This is a genomic window from Flavobacterium sp. UM26, assembly GCF_057922445.1.
The window spans coordinates 300,611-321,611 of record NZ_JBVHCY010000001.1; the positions used below are offsets into that span (position 1 = coordinate 300,611).

Genomic DNA, 21,001 nt, shown 5'->3' on the forward strand with positions numbered 1-21,001 from the left:
TACTAGATATTTCTAACTTTAACTTGGTAAACCACATTTGGTTTAGTTCCAACATGCTCTAACAAATGGTAAGATCTTTCGTCAGCAGCCAATTTAGTTACTGCAGCATTCGAATCGTTCACATCACCAAATATCATTGCTCCTGAAGAACAAGCATTTGAACAAGCAGTTTGGAATTCGCCATCTTTGATTTCTCTACCTTCTCTTTTTGCTTTAAGAATAGTTGCTTGTGTCATTTGAATACACATAGAACATTTCTCCATAACTCCACGAGAACGAACGTTAACATCTGGATTCAATACCATTCTACCCAAATCATCATTCATATGATAATCGAATTCACTGTTTTTGTTGTATAAGAACCAGTTAAAACGACGAACTTTATATGGACAGTTATTTGCACAATAACGAGTACCAACGCAACGGTTATAAGCCATTTGGTTTTGACCTTGGCGACCGTGAGAAGTGGCAGCAACTGGACAAACTGTCTCACATGGTGCGTGATTACAGTGTTGACACATTACTGGCTGGAAGGAAACTTGTGGGTTTTCGCTAGCATTCTCCATTTCATTGAAAGTAGACAAAGAACTTGATAAACCAGCTATATTTTCTTTTCTTTCAACATCACCAGCAAAAGTACTTTCAGAAGAATAGTATCTATCAATACGCAACCAGTGCATATCTCTACTTCTTCTTACTTCATCTTTACCAACAACTGGAACATTATTTTCAGCATGACAAGCAATAACACATGCGCCACATCCTGTACAAGCATTTAAATCAATCGAAAGATTAAAATGATGACCTATAGAACGATCAAAAGAATCCCATAATCCAACAGAAGTAGCTTCTACCTCTTTATGATCTAAAGATACTTTCGGCTTTTCATTCCACAATTCAGCCTCCTTAGTATTGAAAATTTCTAAAGTTGTTTCTTTGATAATGTCTCCACGACCCATCAATGTTTTCTGACCTTGAACACAAGCAAATTCATGCTCACCAGAAGCCTTCTCAATAGCAACAATTTGTAAATCGTTAAAATCTTTATATAATGAGTAAGCATTAATACCTACTTGCATTTCTTCTTTTAAAGCAGCTTTACGTCCGTAACCTAAAGCCAACCCTACAGTACCTACAGCTTGACCTGGCTGAACAATAACAGGTACATTCTCTAATGTAACACCATTACCTTTTATAGTTACATAAGATCCATTAAGGCCTCCGTTAGCAACAATTTCATTTGACAAACCATATTTATCAGCATCTGCTTTTGATACAGTTACGTAGTTATCCCAAGAAACCCTTGTAATTGGATCTGGAAACTCTTGCAACCAAGGGTTATTAGCTTGTTGACCATCACCCATACCGGTTTTTGTATACAATAACAACTCAAAACCTTTTGAACTAGATGAACTAGCTAAAGCATTAGCTGCGCCAACATAATTTGCTGTACCAGCTGAAACAGTTGAAATAGCACCTACATAAACACCATCATGTAATACTTTATTCCAAGAAGAACCTGCTATTATACTTGTTGAGACAGATTTTAAATAATCATAATAAGTACCAGGTATACCATTTAATGATAGTAAAACTTCTTGAAACTGTTTTGTATTAAACAATGGACGGATAGTCGGTTGCGTTATGCTATAAGTACCTTCAGTCAAAGTTACATCACCCCAAGACTCTAAATAATGTGGAACTGGAGCTGCAACAGTTGCTAATAAAGCTGTTTCATCTTCTTTGATAGTTAAAGCAACAGATGTTGTAACTTTTTTCAAACCATCAACAAATAATTTACTATCAGCTAAAGTATACGCAGGATTAACACCGCTCATAATTAGGGTATGAACAGCACCAGCATTCATGTCTTTTAATAATTGAGAAACAGCTGCGTTGGAACCTTTTCTAATTAAACGCGCTCCAGAAGTAACAAACGCTTCACTTGCTAAAGCTTGATTAATAGCTAAAACTAACAATTGAGCATTCACATCCTGAATACCAGACACCAAAACACCTTTGGAACCAGCAGATTTTAATTGTTGCGCTGCTTTTGTAACTTCAGATTTGAGTTTATCTTCTAATTTTACTGAAACATTGTTTCCAGTAACAATATTATATATGTGAATTAAAGCTTGTTTTTGATTAGCAACAGTCATTGGCACACGCTTGTCAGCTGCAGCACCAGACAAAGTCATATTAGCTTCAAATTGAAAATGACGAGACATTTTTCCAGCTTTAGGAATTCTTCCTTGCGCATATCCAGCATCAAATCCGCCACCTTGCCAGTCACCTAAGAAATCAGCTCCAACAGAAACTATCAAAGATGATTTGGAAAAATCATAATCTACTAATGCTCTTCTACCATAAACAGCCTGAAAAGCATCTAAGGCTTCAGAAGATGAAACAGCATCATAAACAACATGCTTAGCATTTGGATTTTTAGCTGTAAAATCGGCAATCAATTTTTCTGTTGACGGACTAGCCAAAGTGTTTGTAAGTATAACAACTTGACTACCTTTTGCTTTAGCCTCAGCTATACTTGATTTTAATTTAGAATCAACCTCAGACCATGATACAGATTTGCCAGCAATTTTTGGTTCTTTCAAACGCATATTATCATACAATGATAAAATTGAAGCGTGAACTCTTGCATTTGCAGAAAATTTAGCTCCTGCGATTGTATTATTATCGATTTTAATAGGTCGCCCTTCACGAGTTTTTACCAACAGATTGGCAAAATCAAAACCATCAAAAACAGTTGTAGCATAATAATCTGCTACACCTGGAATGATTTCCTCAGGTTGCAACACATACGGTATTGATTTGTTAACTGGTCCTTCACAGGCAGCCAAAGTTGCAGCTGCTGTACTAAAACCAACGTACTTTAAAAAGTCACGACGTGAAGTAGAAGAAGATAATTTATCACTATTACCCAAAAATTCATCAGTAGGAATTTCTTCAACAAATTCGTTATTCTTAAGCGCCTCAACAATAGAACTATTTCCGTCTAGCTCTTCAACACTTTTCCAGTATTTTTTGTTTGATGACATATTATATATAAATATTAAATCTTAATAATTTCTTTTAATAGTGGCATTTACCACACTCCAAACCTCCCATTTGAGCAGCTGTCAACTTCTCAACACCATACTTCTTAGAAAGTTGTTCGTGAATTTTGGTATAATATTCGTTACCTTCAGTCTTAACATCGGTTTTTCTATGACAATCAACACACCAACCCATAGTCAATGGAGCAAATTGTTTTTGAATCTCATAAGTCTCAACAGGACCGTGGCATGTTTGACATTCAATACCTGCAACTGTAACGTGTTGTGAGTGATTAAAATAAACAAAGTCTGGTAAATTATGAATTCTAACCCATTTAACTGGTTGTGTTTTACCAGTGTAAGATTGCGTCGTTTTATCCCAACCTACAGCTGCATATAGTTTGTTAATTTGCTCATCATAAAAAGCTTTGCTATACTCAGGAGTCGCAGTAGTCTCAGCTACTTCAGAAATATTCTTATGACAATTCATACAAACATTCAAAGAAGGAATACCTGCATTTTTACTAACACGTGCTGCAGAGTGGCAATACTTACAGTTAATTTCATTATCTCCAGCATGAATTTTGTGTGAATAATGAATTGGTTGAATTGGAGCATATTCCTGATCAACACCTACTTGCATTAAGTAACCATATACAAAATATGCACTGCACAATAACAAAAAGATAGCAGAAACCAATACTAAAAATTGATTTTTCACAAAAGCTTTCCAAATAGGCAAAGAAGGTGTTTTTGGTTCCACTTCAATACCATTTGCTTTTGCAACTTTTCTCAATACGTTATTAACCAATAACAAAAGAACAACTAACATTGCCATAACTAGAGCTAAAGCACCAAGTATAACATTATTACTAATTCCTCCTTCTTGATTTTGCTCACCAGAAGCCGGAGCTGCACCAGCAACAGCAGCAGGCGCTTCAACTTTTGGTTCTGAAGTATACGCTATTATATTATCAATATCCTCATTAGATAATTGAGGAAAAGCAGTCATTACCGCTTTATTATTTTCTTCAAACACCTTTACAGCAGCAGCATCTCCTGATTTAATTAAATCAGAGCTATTCTTAACCCACTTGTAAATCCACGCCATTTCATACTTAGAAGCAACACCTCTTAACGCCGGTCCAGTTGCTTTAGCATCTAATTTATGACAAGCCGCACAATTGGCATTAAAAAGCTCTTTCCCTTTTACAGCATCACCTCCAGATGCAGCAGCAGGTGCCGCAGGTGCAGCTGTAGCATCTACAGGAGCAGGATTTTGCGCAAATAAACTCAAGGACACAGTCAGCATTAATGCTATACTCAAACATAATTTCCTTGTAATCGAACTATGGTTACCCATCTTTTTCATATAGTTATAGTAATTATCTACAATATTGTCGTGATTTTATGAAATATAAACTATGACAAAAATCACCTTCTTTAAAATATTCGACAAAAATACACTTTAAGAACTATTCACAAAACCTTAAAATAACCTTAAATACAATTTATATCCATTCTAAATAATAATTGAAAGCATGATATTCCAATTAAATATTACTTTTGCATAAAAACCAATTAGTTATGAAAATTTTACCAGCCAATACTGCCCTAATCGTCGCAATCACAATAACTACATCGATAGCGAAAATGCATGGGCAAAATAAAAATTTAGTAGTAAATCAAGACCCAAAAGTCGAACAACTATTGAATGAAAAAAGAAAAATAAACTCCACATTATCAATAAACGATCGATACAAAATTCAGATTTTTAGTGGAAATAGTGAGCTAGCAAAAAAAACACTAACCGATTTTAAATTGGAGTATAAGAATGTTGATGCAACCATAATTTTTCAGACCCCAAATTACAAAGTATGGGTTGGCAATTACAGAACAAGAATGGAAGCAGAGAGAAATTTTATCGAATTTCAAAAAAGATATAAAAACATCCTTTTGATAAAACCTTCAAAATAAATAGTAAACAAGAAAAATCTATATTATTTACTTAGAAGTATCCATAAAAAAAGCCTCAAATTATTGAGGCTTTTTTGTGTAAAATTATTTCAATTTCTTTTTTATGGCTACTTCATGATAAGCTTCAATAATATCTCGCTCTTCAATGTCGTTAAATCCTTTAATTTGAATACCACAATCATATCCTTTTGCAACTTCTTTCACGTCATCTTTAAAACGTTTTAACGCTAAAAGCTCCCCTTCGAAAACAACTACACCTTCACGGATAATTCTAATTTTGGCATTCTTGGTAATCTTACCATCCATTACCATACTACCAGCAATAGAACCAACTTTAGATATTTTGAATATTTCTCTAATTTCAGCAGTTCCTAAAACTTCTTCTTTCATCTCAGGAGCCAACATACCTTCCATAGCGTCTTTTAAGTCGTCAATTGCGGCATAAATGATAGAGTAGTAACGAATGTCGATTTCTTCCTTATCTGCAAGCTGTCTTGCATTTCCAGCAGGACGAACGTTAAATCCAATAATAATTGCATCCGAGGCAGAAGCAAGCATTACGTCAGTTTCAGTAATAGCCCCAACCCCTTTATGTATAATATTAATTTGAATTTCGTCGGTAGATAATTTAGAGAAGGAATCAGACAAGGCTTCAACAGAACCATCAACATCTCCTTTGAGAATAATATTCAATTCTTTAAATTGACCTAAAGCAATTCTTCTACCAATTTCGTCTAATGTAATATGACGTTGTGTTCTTACTGATTGCTCACGCATTAACTGAGAACGTTTCGCTGCAATTTGTTTAGCTTCTTTTTCATCTTCAAAAACATTAAACTTATCACCAGCTGTTGCTGCACCATCAAGCCCCAAAACAGAGACAGGTGTTGAAGGACCAGCTTCTTTTACCACATGACCACGTTCATCATGCATCGCTTTAATCTTTCCATGATGCTTACCTGCCAACATATAATCTCCCACTCTTAAAGTACCATGTTGTACTAAGATTGTAGAAACATATCCTTTTCCTTTATCCAAAAATGCTTCTACAACAGTTCCTTGCGCAGGCTTGTTTGGATTTGATTTTAAATCTAAAATCTCAGCTTCTAATAATACTTTTTCGAGCAATTCCTTTACTCCAGTACCTAATTTAGCAGATATATCATGAGATTGGATTTTTCCACCCCAGTCTTCAACCAAAAGGTTCATACCAGCTAATCTTTCTTTAACTTTATCTGGATTAGCATTTGGCTTATCAATTTTATTAATAGCAAATATAATCGGCACACCTGCAGCTTGAGCATGAGAAATAGCCTCTTTCGTTTGCGGCATAATGTCATCATCAGCTGCAATTACAATAATTGCGATATCTGTAACTTGAGCTCCACGTGCACGCATAGCAGTAAATGCTTCGTGACCTGGTGTATCTAAGAAAGCAATTTTTTGTCCGTTATCTAAAGTTACCCCATAAGCTCCAATGTGCTGCGTGATACCACCAGATTCTCCAGCGATTACATTTTCTTTACGAATATAATCTAACAAAGATGTTTTACCGTGATCAACGTGACCCATAACCGTAACAATTGGTGCACGAGTTACCAAATCTTCTTCTTTGTCTTCTACTACTTGTATTGCTTCTTCAATATCAACTGTAATAAATTCTACTTCATATCCAAATTCATCACAAACAATTGTCAAGGTTTCCGCATCCAAACGCTGGTTCATAGTAACCATAATTCCAAGAGACATACAAGTACCAATAACTTTAGTAATTGGCACATCCATCATAATTGCAATTTCACCAACAGTTACAAACTCAGTTACCTTGAGTGTTTTACTTCCTTCATCTAATGCTCTTTGCTCATCATCTGATTTCTGACGATGTGTTTCTCTTTTCTCTCTACGGTATTTAGCAGCTTTAGATTTTCCACCTTTTCCTTGTAGCTTCTCAAGAGTCTCACGAATTTGATTTTTCACCTCTTCTTCTGTTGGCTCAACTTTGGCCACAATAGCAGGGCGATTTCCTTTTACAAATCCTGGTCTCGCACTTCTATTTGCATTAAATCCTCCTCCAGAATTAGGAGTAATTTTATTAGGATTTGGAGCGCCTGGTGTTGATGGCGGCTTAGGTGCACCTGGCTTAGGCGCTATTCTTTTACGTTTATTCTTGTTTATATTGTTTGCTCCAGCTACCCCAGGAACACCAGGTTTATTTGGAGTAATTTTTGGGTCTTCTTTTTTCTTTTTTGGCTTATTGAATTGTGACAAATCAATAATTTGACCTGTAAGCGTGGTTCCTGACAACTTTTGGTATTGAGTTGTAATGGTTTCCTCGACTGGCTCATCTGAAACAGGAGCAACAGAAGCTGAAGGCTTTTTTTCAACAACTGGCGTTACCTCTTTTTCTTTACTTTCCGTAATTGATTTAGCCACCGACTGATCTATTGAAGATTTTTCTGAAGAAATTGAATTAGTTTCAGTAACAGGTTCAGCCGCCTTTACTGTTGGAACTTCAGGCTTTTCTACAGCAACATTCGGATTAGAAACTGGAGTAGCTTTTTTTGGATTAAGATCAATTTTACCTACTTGCACAGGACCTGTAACCACAGCTCTTGCTTTGATGATTTCTTGTTGTCTTAAACGTTCTTCGTCTGCTTTGCGTTTGTTTTCGATTTCTTTTTCACGCTCAATGCGTAACGCTTCTTTTTCCTTCCTTTTTTCCTCTCCTACTTCTTTCGACGCCTCTTTATTCCCTTTGTCACCAGCAAACTGACCGCACAAGACATTGTATACATCTTCAGAAATTTTTGTGTTTGGATTAGACTCAATTGCAATTCCTTTATCCTTAAGATAATCCACAGCTCTTTCTAAAGAAATATTCAATTCCCTTAAAACTTTGTTTATTCTTATTATTCTCTCTTCAGACATAAAACCTTTTTATTATTATCTTTTTTTGTTGTGTTGTTAGAAGAATATAGATTTAACTATCGAATTCTTCTTTCAAAATTCTCATTACATCTAAAATTGTTTCTTCTTCTAGATCTGTTCTTCTAACTAAATCGTCTACTTCTTGTTTCAAAATACTTTTTGCAGTATCTAAACCAATTTTTGCAAACTCTTCTATTACCCAATCTTCTATTTCATCTGAAAACTCAGTCAATTCAACATCGTCCTCATCAGCTGTAGCACCAGCAATATCTCCTTCGCGAATTACATCTAATTCATAACCCGTAAGCATACCTGCTAACTTAATATTGTGTCCTCCACGACCGATAGCTTTAGAAACCTCTTCTAATTTCAAAAACACTTCAGCGCGCTTAGTCTCTTCGTTAATTTTAATAGAAGACACTTTTGCAGGGCTCAATGCTCTTGTGATGTACAACTGAATATTATTAGTGTAATTGATTACATCAATATTCTCATTACCTAACTCTCTAACGATTCCGTGGATTCGTGATCCTTTCATTCCAACACAAGCACCTACAGGATCTATTCTATCATCATAAGAATCAACAGCAACCTTGGCTTTCTCTCCAGGAATTCTCACCACATTTTTCACCATTATCAATCCATCAAAAACCTCTGGAATTTCTTGTTCAAACAATTTTTCTAAAAACTTCTCAGAAGTTCTAGACATAATAATTTGCGGCTTATTGCCTTTTAACTCCACACTTTCAATAATTCCTCGAACATTATCGCCTTTTCTGAAGAAATCCGAAGGAATTTGTTTTTCTTTTGGCAATACAATTTCATTTCCTTCATCATCCACCAAAATTACAACTCTTGGACGAACATGATGTACCTCTGCTGTATATATTTCACCAATAATATCTTTAAATTGCTTGTAAAGATTTGTATTATCATGTTCATGAATCTTCGAGATAAGATTTTGACGCAAAGCCAATATGGCACGTCTTCCCAAATCGATTAATTTCACTTCCTCCGAAACTTCTTCTCCAATTTCAAAATCTGCCTCTATTTTTCGTGCTTCAGTCAAAGTAATCTCTTCATTTTCAAAATCCAAGTCTTCATCGGCAACAATCACTCTTCTTCTCCAAATTTCCATATCTCCTTTGTCAGGATTAATGATGATATCGAAATTTTCATCAGACCCATATTTTTTTTTCAAGGCATTTCTAAATACATCTTCTAAAATTGCCATAAGCGTTACACGATCAATAAGCTTATCATCTTTAAACTCTGAAAATGATTCGATTAATGCTAAATTTTCCATGCGAATTCTCTAATTAAAATGTTACTGTAACAATTGCTTCTTTAATATCTGTATAAGGCAACTGAAGTTCTTTTTGAACGGTTTCCTTTCCTTTTCCAACTTTTTTGGGCTCTCTTGCTTTCCAAGACAAAATTATAAAAACATCGTTAGCTTCAACTAATTCTGCTTCAATAATTTCGGTTCCTGTTTTAACAATCAATGTTCTCCCTACATTTTTTTTATACTGACGTATCATTTTTAGTGGTGAACCCACACCCACTGAAGCAACTTCCAAAGAAAAATCTTGTTCTTCACGATCTAAGTTACTTTCAATAGCACGGCTAATATCAATGCAGTCTTGTAATGCCACACCATAATCCCCATCTAGCGAAACGATTATTTTAAATGCATCAGTTATAGTCAAATCAATCAAAAAAACAGATGGTCTTTCTGACAAAGCTTCTTCAACTAGTGCATTTACTTTTTCTTTAAATGTCATATTTTTATAACTATTTTATAAAAAGAGGGGACTAATGTCCCCTCATTACTTAACTTTTAATAAATAACGCTGCAAATATAGTGTTTTTTTACAAATCATTTTATTTGATTGCAGTAAAAAAAAATCTTATCTTTACTATAACCTTTTAAATAAAGGAATTTCTCACAATTAAACCCCAAACTAATCATGAAACGGATTTTAGTCCCAACCGATTTTTCAATTTATGCCGAAAACGCATTAAAAGCCGCTGCCCAATTAGCCAAAAAACACAATGCTGAAATCCAACTCCTTCACATGTTAGAGCTTCCTAACCAAATGAGTGACGCAATTTCTACCGGAAAAAGCATTCCAGAAGTGATGTTTTTTATTCAAAAAGCAAAAGATACATTTGCAGAAATTTTTGATCGCCCATATCTTGACGGCATCGAAGTAACCGAATTCATTCAGTTTGAAAAAGCATTTGACGGAGTACTTAAGTTTACCAAAAAAAACAATGTCGATCTTATCGTGATGGGATCACATGGTGCTTCGGGAGTAGAAGAAATCTTTATTGGCTCAAACACAGAAAAAGTAGTACGCCTTTCTGAAATTCCTGTATTAGTAATCAAAAAAGACGAAGGGGTGTTTGACCCAAAAGAAATTGTATTCGCCTCAGACTTCTCAAACGAAACAAAACAACCTTTTGCAAAACTGAAAGATTTAGCCAATAAATTGGATGCAAAAATCAACTTGGTGACCATATGCACCCCTAATAGTTTCAAAACTACAGCTGTTGCCACTGCAACAATGGAGGCTTTTGCACATGAATTTGACCTGACAAATTTTAGCATCACCATTTATAATGACTCCAATGTAGAAAAAGGAATACTGAACTTTACCAATAAAATCAATGCCGACTTAATTGGAATTTGCACACATGGCAGAACAGGTTTATCACATTTTTTCAACGGAAGTATCACAGAAGATATAGTAAACCACACTCAAAAACCCGTTTTAACTTTTAAACTATAACAAAAAAATGCCTCATGAAAATGAGGCATAAAAAAAAAGCCTCTCGAATGAGAGGCTTTTTTGTTGGTCTACTAGGACTCGAACCTAGAAAGACGGCACCAAAAACCGTAGTGTTACCATTACACCATAGACCATTGCTATTGTTTTGCGAGTGCAAATGTAATACAAAAAATAAGTTTCACAAATTTTTGATGCAATTTTATTTAAAAAAAATGAAAAAAAATTACCGCTCAAAGCGCATAAACACGGAAAATACTAGTTTTCAGAAAATTGCATAAACCTAATACATTTACAGAAAATAGTGTTAATGCTTGTTAGGTTACATAAAAAAACATTTTCTTTGTAATTGAAATTAAAACCTCAAAAAATACATGGATAAGACCACTTTTAACTATAATAAATGGAATACAATTTTAGGATGGATTGCATTTGGGATTGCTTTAATCACTTATTCTCTAACCGTAGAACCCACAATGAGTTTTTGGGATTGTGGAGAATACATTGCAACCGCTGCTAAACTTGAAGTTGGTCACCCGCCTGGAGCCCCTCTTTTTCAAATGATGGGCGCATTCTTTGCCATGTTTGCCACAGACAATCAACATATCGCTCTAATGGTAAACATGCTATCCGTATTTTCAAGTGCATTTACAATACTATTTATGTTTTGGTCAAGCTCGATGATTTTGAAAAAAATTATCGCTCGCGTTTCCGAAATTAACACTAACAACAATATAGTTATTTTAGGAAGTTCTTTTGTAGGTACACTAGCCTATACTTTTTCTGATAGTTTTTGGTACAATGCTGTCGAAGCAGAGGTATATGCAATGGCTTCTTTGCTAATAGCTTTATTATTTTGGTTAGGTTTACGTTGGGAACAAGATATGGACAAACCAAAAGGCAACAAATGGCTCCTTATTATATCATTAGTAATTGGGCTATCATTTGGCGTCCACTTTATGGCATTACTAACTATTCCAGCAATCGGTTTTTTATACTATTTCAAACATTACGAAAAAGTAACCATTAAAAATTTCATTATTGCTAATATTGTCGTAATATCTGTATTGTTATTCATTTTTAAATTACTTCTTCCACTAACCATGGCATTCTTTGGAAAAACAGAAGTTTTCATGGTTAACTCACTTGGATTACCCTTTGATTCAGGGACTATTTTTGTAGCCTTACTTTTTGGATTATTCTTTTACTTTGGTCTAAAATACACACGACAAAAGGGATTGGTTTTCTACAACACCATAATTCTTTGCATTTTATTTATTTTAATTGGTTTCTCAACTTGGATGATGTTGCCTATCCGTGCCAATGCTAATGTTGTAATCAACGAAAATAAACCATCCGACGCCAGAGAAGTATTAGCTTATTACAATCGAGAGCAATATGGAGCAAGCCCCTTGTTTTATGGATCACAATATACGGAAGCCTTTGCTGGACTTGACCCAAACAATCCATACTTAGACAAAGCACCTAATTACGAAAGAGATTACAAAAGCGGAAAATATGTAATTGTAAACAACTTTAAAAATGCAGAACAAAATAGTGATGACAGACACAAAACTATTTTGCCACGTATGAGAAGCGCTGACCATATTGAAAATTACATCAATTTTACAAACCCTCCCGCTTTTAGACTAAATCCTGATTATCCTTATGAAGAAGATTTAGTAAAATATGGTATTGACCCAAGTCAATTAAGCGAGGAAGATTTAAACAAAGCTACTGCACAAGTACGTAACGAAATTGAAAAAATTGTAGCAGAGTTTAGAAGTGCTTATGCACAGAAACAAATTGATAATAGCGGATATATCAAATTCCTAAAAAGCTATGGTGACTATTTAATTGTTGACAAACCAACTACTGTAGATAATTTTAGTTTCATGTTTGAATATCAATTTGGGTATATGTATTGGAGATACTTGATGTGGAATTTTGTTGGAAGACAAAATGACGTTCAAGGAAAATACGACAATCTAGATGGAAACTGGATTAGCGGGATTTCTTTTATGGATTCTATACATCTAGGATCACAAGAAAATCTACCTTCGGACGTATTAAATAATAAAGGAAGAAACACTTATTATTTTTTACCTTTCATTCTTGGCTTAATCGGCTTGATGTATCATGCCAATAAAGACCTAAAAAGTTTTTATGTTCTTTTGACTTTGTTTTTGTTTACAGGTTTTGCACTAAAAATTTACTTAAACGAACGCCCATTTGAACCTCGAGAAAGAGATTACGCTTTAGTGGGATCTTTCTATGTTTTTGCAATTTGGATTGGATTTGGAGTTTACGCTCTTTATGAAAGTTTGCAAAAATATTTAGCCCCAAAAATTGCTGGCCCCATACTTATAGCCGGAAGTTTATTAGCTGCTCCTGTATTAATGGCTTCTCAAAACTGGGACGATCATGATCGTTCGAACAAATACACAGCAGTTGCAATGGCAAAGGCTTACCTAAATTCGTGCGATAAAGATGCTATTTTGTTCACTATTGGAGACAATGATACATTCCCGTTATGGTATGCCCAAGAAATTGAAAAAGTACGAACCGATATCCGAATTGTAAACACTAGTCTTTTTATGACCGATTGGTATATTGATCAAATGAAAAGAAAAGCATACGAATCAGAACCACTACCTATATCTTTTAACCATGAAGACTATGTGGGTGATAAATTAGATTATGTAGCGCATATCCCAAAAATTGAAAACAGATGGGATATCAAAGACATGATTACATTTATTAAAAATCCAAAATCAATTGTAGAAATGGATAATGGTCAGTCTATACATTTTTATCCTACCAACAAAATCAGACTTGCCGTTGACAAAGAAGCCGTTATCAAAAACAAAGTCGTATCACCAAAACAATACGACTCAATAGTCCCCTATATTGATATCGATATAAAAGGTCGTGCCTTATACAAAAACCGATTGATGATGCTTGATTTAATTGCCAACAACAACTGGAAAAGGCCTATTTATTTTAGCGGCGGCGCTTATGACGATGAAGATTTTCTTTGGATGAAAAACTACCTTCAATTAGACGGAATGACTTACAAATTAGTGCCTATCAAAACCGAAATACCAAAAGATGCGAGTCCATTAGAAATGGGAGGAATTGACACTGACAAAATGTATGGAAATGTGATGAAATGGGATTGGGGAAATAGCGAAAGCCTCACTATCTATCATGATCCAGAAACCAGAAAAAACAGTATAACATATCGTTCTTACCTATCAAGATTAATGAATAAATTAATTTTAGAAGGTAAAAAAGACAAAGCAAGAAACATCATTGAACTAGCCATGACCAAAATGCCATTAGACAAATTTGGTTACTATTCACTAGTAGAACCTTTTGCTAAAGGATACTATGACATCAACGAAAAAGCGAAAGCTCAAGATTTATTAACCAAACTAATAGGAAAGTACAAAGAAAACCTCAAATATTATAGTACCTTACCTCCCTCTGATCAATCAGATATCGCCATAGATATTATTACAGATATAGAACGTTATCGCAGTTTATTATTAGTAATGAAAGAAAGCGGAGATATAGATTTTTATAATAAAAACAAAACTCAATTCAATACTTATGTAACTATCTTCGAAAGATTCGGAAGAGAAAAAGAATAATATAAAAAACACTTTTTGATAAATGTAGCATAACTGGTTATGCTACATTTTTTTTATCTTTAAATTAAAAAAAAAGAAAGTATGTCATTCTATTGGATCAAAACTAACTCTCTAATCAAAAAGTATTTTTCCAATTATATTTGGGATGTTCCCAATAAAAACAATTGTATCTATTTAACTTTTGATGATGGGCCCACACCCGAAGTAACAGATTGGGTTCTAAATTTGTTAAACGAAGAAAACATAAAAGCCACATTTTTCTGCATTGGCAAAAACATTCTAACAGCACCAGACCTTTTTAAACAAATAATTGAAGACGGACATGCCATAGGCAATCATACCCATGATCACTATAACGGTTGGAAAAACACCAAAGAAGTTTATTTAGAAAACACCCAAAAATGTGCAGCCGTGATTGCCGCAAAAACCAATAAGCAATCATATCTCTTCAGACCACCCTATGGGAAAATCAAAAAAGAGCAAGCAAAAAAAATTAAAGAGTTAGGATATAAAATTATTATGTGGGATGTACTTAGTGCTGATTTTGATACACGAATCACACCTGAAAAATGTCTAAACAATGTAATTTCTTCTGTTCAGTCAGGAAGTATTATTGTTTTTCATGATAGCTTAAAAGCTTCCAAAAACCTGAAATATTCACTTCCAAAAGCTATAGAATACTTAAAACAAAACGGATTCAGATTTGAAATCTTAAGTTAATGATTCCAAATGTAAATCCGTTAAATTATTTAATATAAGGTTGCCTTGGGTACTAAATCTATATTTGCTCCTGCACCAAACCTATAATTGTATTAGCATCTAATTCCCCAGACTGCCTCCACATCATTACCCCTTCCTTGTAAATCATCAAAGTGGGTAATCCTTTGATTCGTAAAACTTCGGCTAATTCTTGATTTTTATCAACATCAATTCGAATAACCTTGGCCTTATCGCCAAGCGCAGCAGCCACATCTTTTATAACTGGATGCATCGAAACTGAAGATTCGTTCCAATCTGTGTAAAAATCAATTAACACAGGAACTTGTGCATTTATAAGTTCTCCAAATTTTGACATAAAACCAAAATATTTAATTTATAATACTTATTAGAGAGATATTACGATGCAAATATAGCATTTTTAACTAATTACGCTCGATTTTCTCCTTTTTTTAGTTGAATAACAGTTATTTCCGGCATAATACCAACTCTTCCTGGATAAGCATGAAATCCAAAACCTCGGTTAACATAAACGTATCTTCCTAAATTTTCGTATAGACCAGCCCATTGTTTGTAAACATATTGTGCTAAACTCCATTTAAAATAACCCGGAATTTCTATACCAAACTGCATACCATGGGTATGGCCAGAAAGCGTAAGATGAAAATGCTTATCGTCATTTTTCACCACATGTTCCCAATGACTTGGATCATGGCTCATAAGGATTTTGAAATCAGTCCTATTTAAGCCAGCTGATGCTTTGTTCAAATCTCCAGCTTGTTTGAAATTTTGGCCCCAATTTTCTACACCAACTAAAGCAATTTTTTGTCCGTCTTTTTCAATAAAAGTATGCTCATTTAACAAAAGAGTAAAACCTATTTGTCCATACAATTCTTTTATGGCTTCAAAATTTTGAGCTTTTTCTTCTTTTGTTTTCCAAGTAACATACTCTCCATAATCATGGTTACCTAATACTGCATATTTCCCGAAAGGATGTTTTTCTATTTTGTTAAAAGTGGTAATCCAAGGATGCATCTCTTTTGCATGGGTATTAACAATATCACCCGTAAACAATATCAAATCCGTTTTTTGTTGATTGATCAAATCGATTGCATATTCAATTTTATCTGGATTATCGAAACTCCCACTATGCACATCCGAAATTTGAGTAATTGTAAACCCGTCAAAAGCATCAGGTAAATCTGGAAAAAAAACAGCTTGTTTGATTACTTTAAAATTATACTTTCCTTCAAAAATTCCATAAATCAATGATAAGAATGGAATTGCCGCCAAACCTAAACCAAGCTGGCTAACAAATTTTCTCCGAGAGGGCAGAAAAGCAACGTCGTTATCATTATCTACAAAATGATTAATCACACCTATCAAAATTCTAAACACATCTTCTCCTAATAAAATAAGAGTAATCAAAATTTTCGGAACATAAACCAACAACATTAATCCCATTGTGCGAAGACTTGCTTGTGTTTGCCCAACAGAACGATCAAATTGAGTGAAACCATATATTATGTAAATCAGCAATGCAAAACTAAGCACCGCATAAATCCATAAAAAAGTCCTGTTCTTTAGTATTGTTTTGAATGCCTGAAAAGCATACATCTCTATAAGCGCCAAAACCAATAAAAAAACTAAAAAGCGAAAAATCATATTTCAAAAATTTAGCACAAATTAACAAAGAAAGTAGTCGCAACGACTTGTATGAGTCAATTTTTAACTTATGTTTTAGAAAAAACCAGTATACAACTTCTTCAATTATTTAATTTCCAACCTATAGAAGTAATTATTTTGAGCAAAAGCAGGAGTTTGAAGATATGCAATGAACAAAATCAAATTGCTTTGTTTATTTTTACCCTTTCAAATTTTAGATACAAAATACATGTCTACTCAAAAACGACTTTTCCTTTTAGATGCCTACGCACTAATTTTTCGTGGCTACTATGCTTTTATCAAAAATCCTAGAATCAACTCCAAAGGAATGGATACCTCGGCTATTATGGGATTCATGAACTCTTTGATGGATGTTATCCGAAGAGAAAAACCCGATCACTTGGCAGTAGCTTTTGACAAAGGTGGTAGTGATTATCGTTATGAAATGTATCAAGAATATAAAGCCCATCGTGACGAAACGCCCGAAGCAATAAAAATTGCAGTTCCCTACATTCAGGAATTGTTAAAGGCAATGCATATTCCAATTATAGAAAAAGCAGGTTTTGAAGCAGATGACCTTATTGGAACTTTAGCCAAACAAGCTGAAAAAGAAGGTTATCAAGTATTTATGGTTACACCTGATAAGGATTTTGCACAATTGGTATCCGAAAATATTTTTATGTACAAACCTGCTCGAATGGGGAATGACATTGAAATATGGGGAATTCCAGAGGTCTTGGCTAAATTTGAAATTGAACGACCAGAACAAGTGATAGACTTTTTGGGAATGATGGGTGACTCTGCGGATAACATTCCAGGACTCCCAGGAGTTGGAGAAAAAACAGCTAAGAAATTCTTGGCCGAATATGGCACCTTAGAAAACTTGTTGGCCAATACACATCAACTTAAAGGGGCGATGAAAGAAAAAATTGAAGCCAATAAAGAATTAGGAATTTTATCTAAAAAACTAGCCACTATCCTACTCGATTGTCCTGTTACTTTTGATGCTCTAGATTATGAATTGTCTAAACCTGATGTAGAAAAAACGGATGCTTTGTTTCAAGAATTGGAATTCCGTCAAATGAAAACACAATTCGATAAACTCTTTGGCACAGGAAAAGAATATGACGAAATAGATGGAAATGGAGATGGAAATGAAACGAATCCAACAGCTTCAAAAAAGACTGCGTCAAAAAAATCTGCTGAAAACCAAATGGATTTGTTTGGATTCTCTGATGATGAGAATAGCAACGAAAATGGTTTAAATAAGTTTTACCAAACACTCGAAGACACTCCTCATTTCTACCAAATCATTCAAGGAGATTTTCCAGTAAAATTATTACTTCAAAATTTATTACAACAAACTTCTGTATGTTTTGATACTGAAACTACAGGAATCGATGCTTTGAATGCAGAATTAGTTGGTTTATCTTTTTCATGGGAAAAAGGCAAAGGCTTTTACGTTCCTTTTCCAGAAAATCAAGAAGAAGCTCAAGAATTAATTGAAAAATTTATTCCTTTTTTCGAAAATGAAACCATTGAGAAGATTGGTCAAAATATGAAATATGATTTAAAAATTCTATCCAATTATAACATTCAAGTCAAAGGAAAACTGTTTGATACCATGATTGCGCATTATTTGATTAATCCAGATATGCGACACAATATGGATATTTTATCTGAAACCTATCTAAAATACAGCCCAAAATCTATTGAAACCTTAATTGGCAAAAAAGGAAAGAACCAATTATCAATGCGCCAAGTAGAGTTGGAAGCGATTAAAGAATATGCCACCGAAGATGCTGATATCACTTTTCAATTGAAGGAGCATTTTCAACCAATTTTAGAAAAAGTAGGCACCAAAAAGTTGTTTGATGAGATCGAAATTCCATTAGTACAAGTATTGGCTGATATGGAAAAAGAAGGTATCAATTTGGATGTTGATTTCCTAAAAAACATGTCGATTGATATGCAAAAAGAAATCGATACCTTCGAACAGCAAATTTATGAAACAGCGGGTGAGAAATTCAATTTGGCTTCTCCTAAACAATTAGGCGATATATTATTCGATAAGCTAAAAATTGGAGGGGCTAAACAAAAGAAAACCAAAACAGGACAATATGCTACAGGTGAAGAAGTTTTATCTTATTTAGCCAATGAACACCAAATTGTTCGCGATATACTCGAATGGCGTCAAATGGTAAAACTGCAAAGTACTTACATTGATGCCTTACCCAACCAAGTAGATAAAGAAACAGGAAGAGTGCATACCGATTACATGCAAACCGTTGCCGCAACTGGTCGTTTGAGTTCCAACAATCCTAACTTACAAAACATTCCCATTCGTACCGAAAGAGGACGACAAATCAGAAAAGCATTTATTGCACGTGATGAAAATTACACACTACTTTCTGCGGATTATTCCCAGATAGAATTGCGCATTATCGCTGCTTTGTGTGGGGAAGAAAATATGATTAAAGCCTTTCAAAACAAAGAAGACATCCATAAAAGTACGGCCGCCAAAGTATTCAATGTTCCTTTAGAAGAAGTAACCAAAGAACAACGTAGTCATGCTAAAACGGTCAACTTCGGAATAATCTATGGTGTCTCGGCTTTTGGTTTGAGCAATCAAACTAATTTATCTAGAAAAGAAAGTGCTGATTTGATTGAAGCCTATTACAAAACCTATCCAAGATTAAAATCATTCATACAAGAACAGGTTGATTTTGCCAGAGAAAACGGCTATGTAGAAACCATTTCAGGCAGAAGACGTTATTTAAAAGACATCAATTCTGCCAACGCCATTGTTCGTGGTGGTGCAGAACGAAATGCTGTCAATGCACCAATACAAGGTTCCGCAGCCGATATCATCAAAATTGCTATGATTAATATTCATAAAAAACTCACAACTGAAAATTGGCTATCCAAAATGTTATTACAAGTTCATGACGAATTGGTGTTTGACGTACACAATTCGGAACTTGAAAAAATACAACCAATGATCAAACACGAAATGGAAAACGCCTTCAAAATGGCAGTTCCTTTAGAAGTTGAAATTGGATTAGGTAAAAATTGGCTTGAAGCTCATTAGAATAAAAAAGGCTCGTAACTATTTTGTTACGAGCCTTTTTTCTATAATTTTAAGAGATTAGTTTAAACGAGTAGATTCTCTTTCTTTTAGTTTTGTTTTAATTACTTTGGTTTGATAAGGTAAATGATCTTCTTTAGACTCCAGACGATCGATTAATAATTGAGCAGCTACTTCACCAATTTCAACACCATGCTGACTTACTGTGGTCAAACTTGGAGACAAACGTCTTGAAGCAAGGATTCCATCAGCAAAGCCAATAATTGATAACTCCTCAGGAATTCGCAATCCTTTCTTCAAACCAAACTTCAAAGCAGCAACGGATTCATCTTCAGCTAAAGCAAAAACACCGTCAATAGTATTATTGGCATAAATCGCTTCTACTTTTTCATTAAGTCCTTCGCTAGAATCGGTTCTCAAAATAATATTCTCATTGATAGGCAAATTGTTATTTTTTAGCGCTTGTAAATAGCCTTCTAAACGCAATTTACCAATACTCAAATTGTCAATAGTCGAAATAAGAGCGATATTTTTACAACCTGAATCAATTAAATATTGAGTAGAATCTAAAGCCGAATCAAAATCATCCACAATCACTTTATCGCAATCTAATTCATCAGTAGTCCTGTCAAATAAAACAATTGGAGTGCCTTCACTTATAATCTCCTTAAAGTGATTGTACTCGTGTTCTTTTTGTGCTTCTTCTGAAATTGACAACACAAAACCATCAATTGTACCATTGCTAAGCATTTCCAATGTATGAGCTTCTTTTTCTAACGATTCATTAGAAATACACATAATTACGTTATATCCATTTTCGTCAGCAACTTTCTCAATTCCACTAAACACTTTAGCAAAAAAAGAATTCAAAATATTGGGTATAATCACACCAATAGTTTTGGTTTTACGATTTTTAAGATTTAAACCAATAACATTCGGTTTATAATTTTTCAGCTTAGCGTATTCTTTAATCTTGATTTTGGTTTGTTCGCTTATTTCGGGGCTATCATTAAGTGCTTTGGACACTGTAGAGACTGAAACATTCAGTTCTTTGGCAATCTGTTTTAAGGTAGCTTTTGCTTTCATATGATAGAAATGTAATAGGAAATTTTAAAGAAAAAACACAAT

General features: G+C 34.2%; 13 protein-coding genes and 1 tRNA gene. 5 read left to right on the forward strand and 9 right to left on the reverse strand.

What is annotated here, in order from left to right:
* Nucleotides 1-2: 2 nt before the first annotated feature.
* Nucleotides 3-3,053, reverse strand: coding sequence for a TAT-variant-translocated molybdopterin oxidoreductase (locus ACZ1AQ_RS01320; RefSeq protein ID WP_489631163.1), 3,051 nt, complete (start codon nucleotides 3,051-3,053; stop codon nucleotides 3-5).
* 34 nt (nucleotides 3,054-3,087) lie between these two features.
* Nucleotides 3,088-4,422: a c-type cytochrome gene (locus ACZ1AQ_RS01325; protein ID WP_489631164.1), complete on the reverse strand. Its 1,335-nt coding sequence runs from the start codon at nucleotides 4,420-4,422 to the stop codon at nucleotides 3,088-3,090.
* A 215-nt stretch (nucleotides 4,423-4,637) separates the two neighbouring features.
* Between ACZ1AQ_RS01325 and ACZ1AQ_RS01330 the strand changes: the two genes are divergently transcribed.
* Nucleotides 4,638-5,027, forward strand: a complete 390-nt coding sequence (locus ACZ1AQ_RS01330; protein WP_489631165.1) for an SPOR domain-containing protein — start codon at nucleotides 4,638-4,640, stop codon at nucleotides 5,025-5,027.
* Nucleotides 5,028-5,111: 84 nt separating this feature from the next.
* Here the strand turns inward: ACZ1AQ_RS01330 and infB are convergent, their stop codons facing one another.
* Genes infB through rimP form a run of 3 tightly spaced genes read right to left on the reverse strand, consistent with a single transcriptional unit; the run spans nucleotide 5,112 to nucleotide 9,739 of the window.
* Complete coding sequence (gene infB, locus ACZ1AQ_RS01335) at nucleotides 5,112-7,955, reverse strand: translation initiation factor IF-2 (protein ID WP_489631166.1); 2,844 nt, start codon at nucleotides 7,953-7,955, stop codon at nucleotides 5,112-5,114.
* A gap of 52 nt (nucleotides 7,956-8,007) precedes the next feature.
* On the reverse strand, nucleotides 8,008-9,261 hold the full coding sequence (nusA, locus tag ACZ1AQ_RS01340; RefSeq protein ID WP_489631167.1) for a transcription termination factor NusA: 1,254 nt from the start codon (nucleotides 9,259-9,261) through the stop codon (nucleotides 8,008-8,010).
* Nucleotides 9,262-9,274: 13 nt separating this feature from the next.
* Nucleotides 9,275-9,739, reverse strand: coding sequence for a ribosome assembly cofactor RimP (rimP, locus tag ACZ1AQ_RS01345; RefSeq protein WP_489631168.1), 465 nt, complete (start codon nucleotides 9,737-9,739; stop codon nucleotides 9,275-9,277).
* A 186-nt stretch (nucleotides 9,740-9,925) separates the two neighbouring features.
* Between rimP and ACZ1AQ_RS01350 the strand changes: the two genes are divergently transcribed.
* Nucleotides 9,926-10,750, forward strand: a complete 825-nt coding sequence (locus ACZ1AQ_RS01350) for a universal stress protein (RefSeq protein ID WP_489631169.1) — start codon at nucleotides 9,926-9,928, stop codon at nucleotides 10,748-10,750.
* Nucleotides 10,751-10,813: 63 nt separating this feature from the next.
* Here ACZ1AQ_RS01350 and ACZ1AQ_RS01355 read toward each other — a convergent pair.
* A tRNA-Gln gene (locus ACZ1AQ_RS01355) sits at nucleotides 10,814-10,884 on the reverse strand.
* A 237-nt stretch (nucleotides 10,885-11,121) separates the two neighbouring features.
* On the opposite strand from ACZ1AQ_RS01355, the gene ACZ1AQ_RS01360 reads away from it, so the two are divergent.
* Nucleotides 11,122-14,403, forward strand: coding sequence for a glycosyltransferase family 117 protein (locus tag ACZ1AQ_RS01360; RefSeq protein WP_489631170.1), 3,282 nt, complete (start codon nucleotides 11,122-11,124; stop codon nucleotides 14,401-14,403).
* An 81-nt stretch (nucleotides 14,404-14,484) separates the two neighbouring features.
* A complete protein-coding gene (locus ACZ1AQ_RS01365; RefSeq protein ID WP_489631171.1) occupies nucleotides 14,485-15,123 on the forward strand; it encodes a polysaccharide deacetylase family protein in 639 nt (212 codons plus the stop codon).
* A 58-nt stretch (nucleotides 15,124-15,181) separates the two neighbouring features.
* On the opposite strand, the gene ACZ1AQ_RS01370 is transcribed toward ACZ1AQ_RS01365, so the two are convergent.
* On the reverse strand, nucleotides 15,182-15,478 hold the full coding sequence (locus ACZ1AQ_RS01370; protein WP_159690082.1) for a thioredoxin family protein: 297 nt from the start codon (nucleotides 15,476-15,478) through the stop codon (nucleotides 15,182-15,184).
* Between the two features lie 71 nt (nucleotides 15,479-15,549).
* Nucleotides 15,550-16,785 (reverse strand): metallophosphoesterase, encoded by a 1,236-nt coding sequence (locus ACZ1AQ_RS01375; protein ID WP_489631172.1) that lies wholly within the window; start codon nucleotides 16,783-16,785, stop codon nucleotides 15,550-15,552.
* 229 nt (nucleotides 16,786-17,014) lie between these two features.
* Between ACZ1AQ_RS01375 and polA the strand changes: the two genes are divergently transcribed.
* Entirely contained in the window at nucleotides 17,015-19,876 is a 2,862-nt protein-coding gene (gene polA, locus ACZ1AQ_RS01380) for a DNA polymerase I (RefSeq protein ID WP_489631173.1), read from the forward strand.
* A 57-nt stretch (nucleotides 19,877-19,933) separates the two neighbouring features.
* On the opposite strand, the gene ACZ1AQ_RS01385 is transcribed toward polA, so the two are convergent.
* The gene (locus ACZ1AQ_RS01385; RefSeq protein ID WP_489631174.1) at nucleotides 19,934-20,959 is read right to left on the reverse strand and encodes a LacI family DNA-binding transcriptional regulator; all 1,026 of its coding nucleotides are present in this window, start codon (nucleotides 20,957-20,959) and stop codon (nucleotides 19,934-19,936) included.
* Nucleotides 20,960-21,001: the final 42 nt, after the last annotated feature.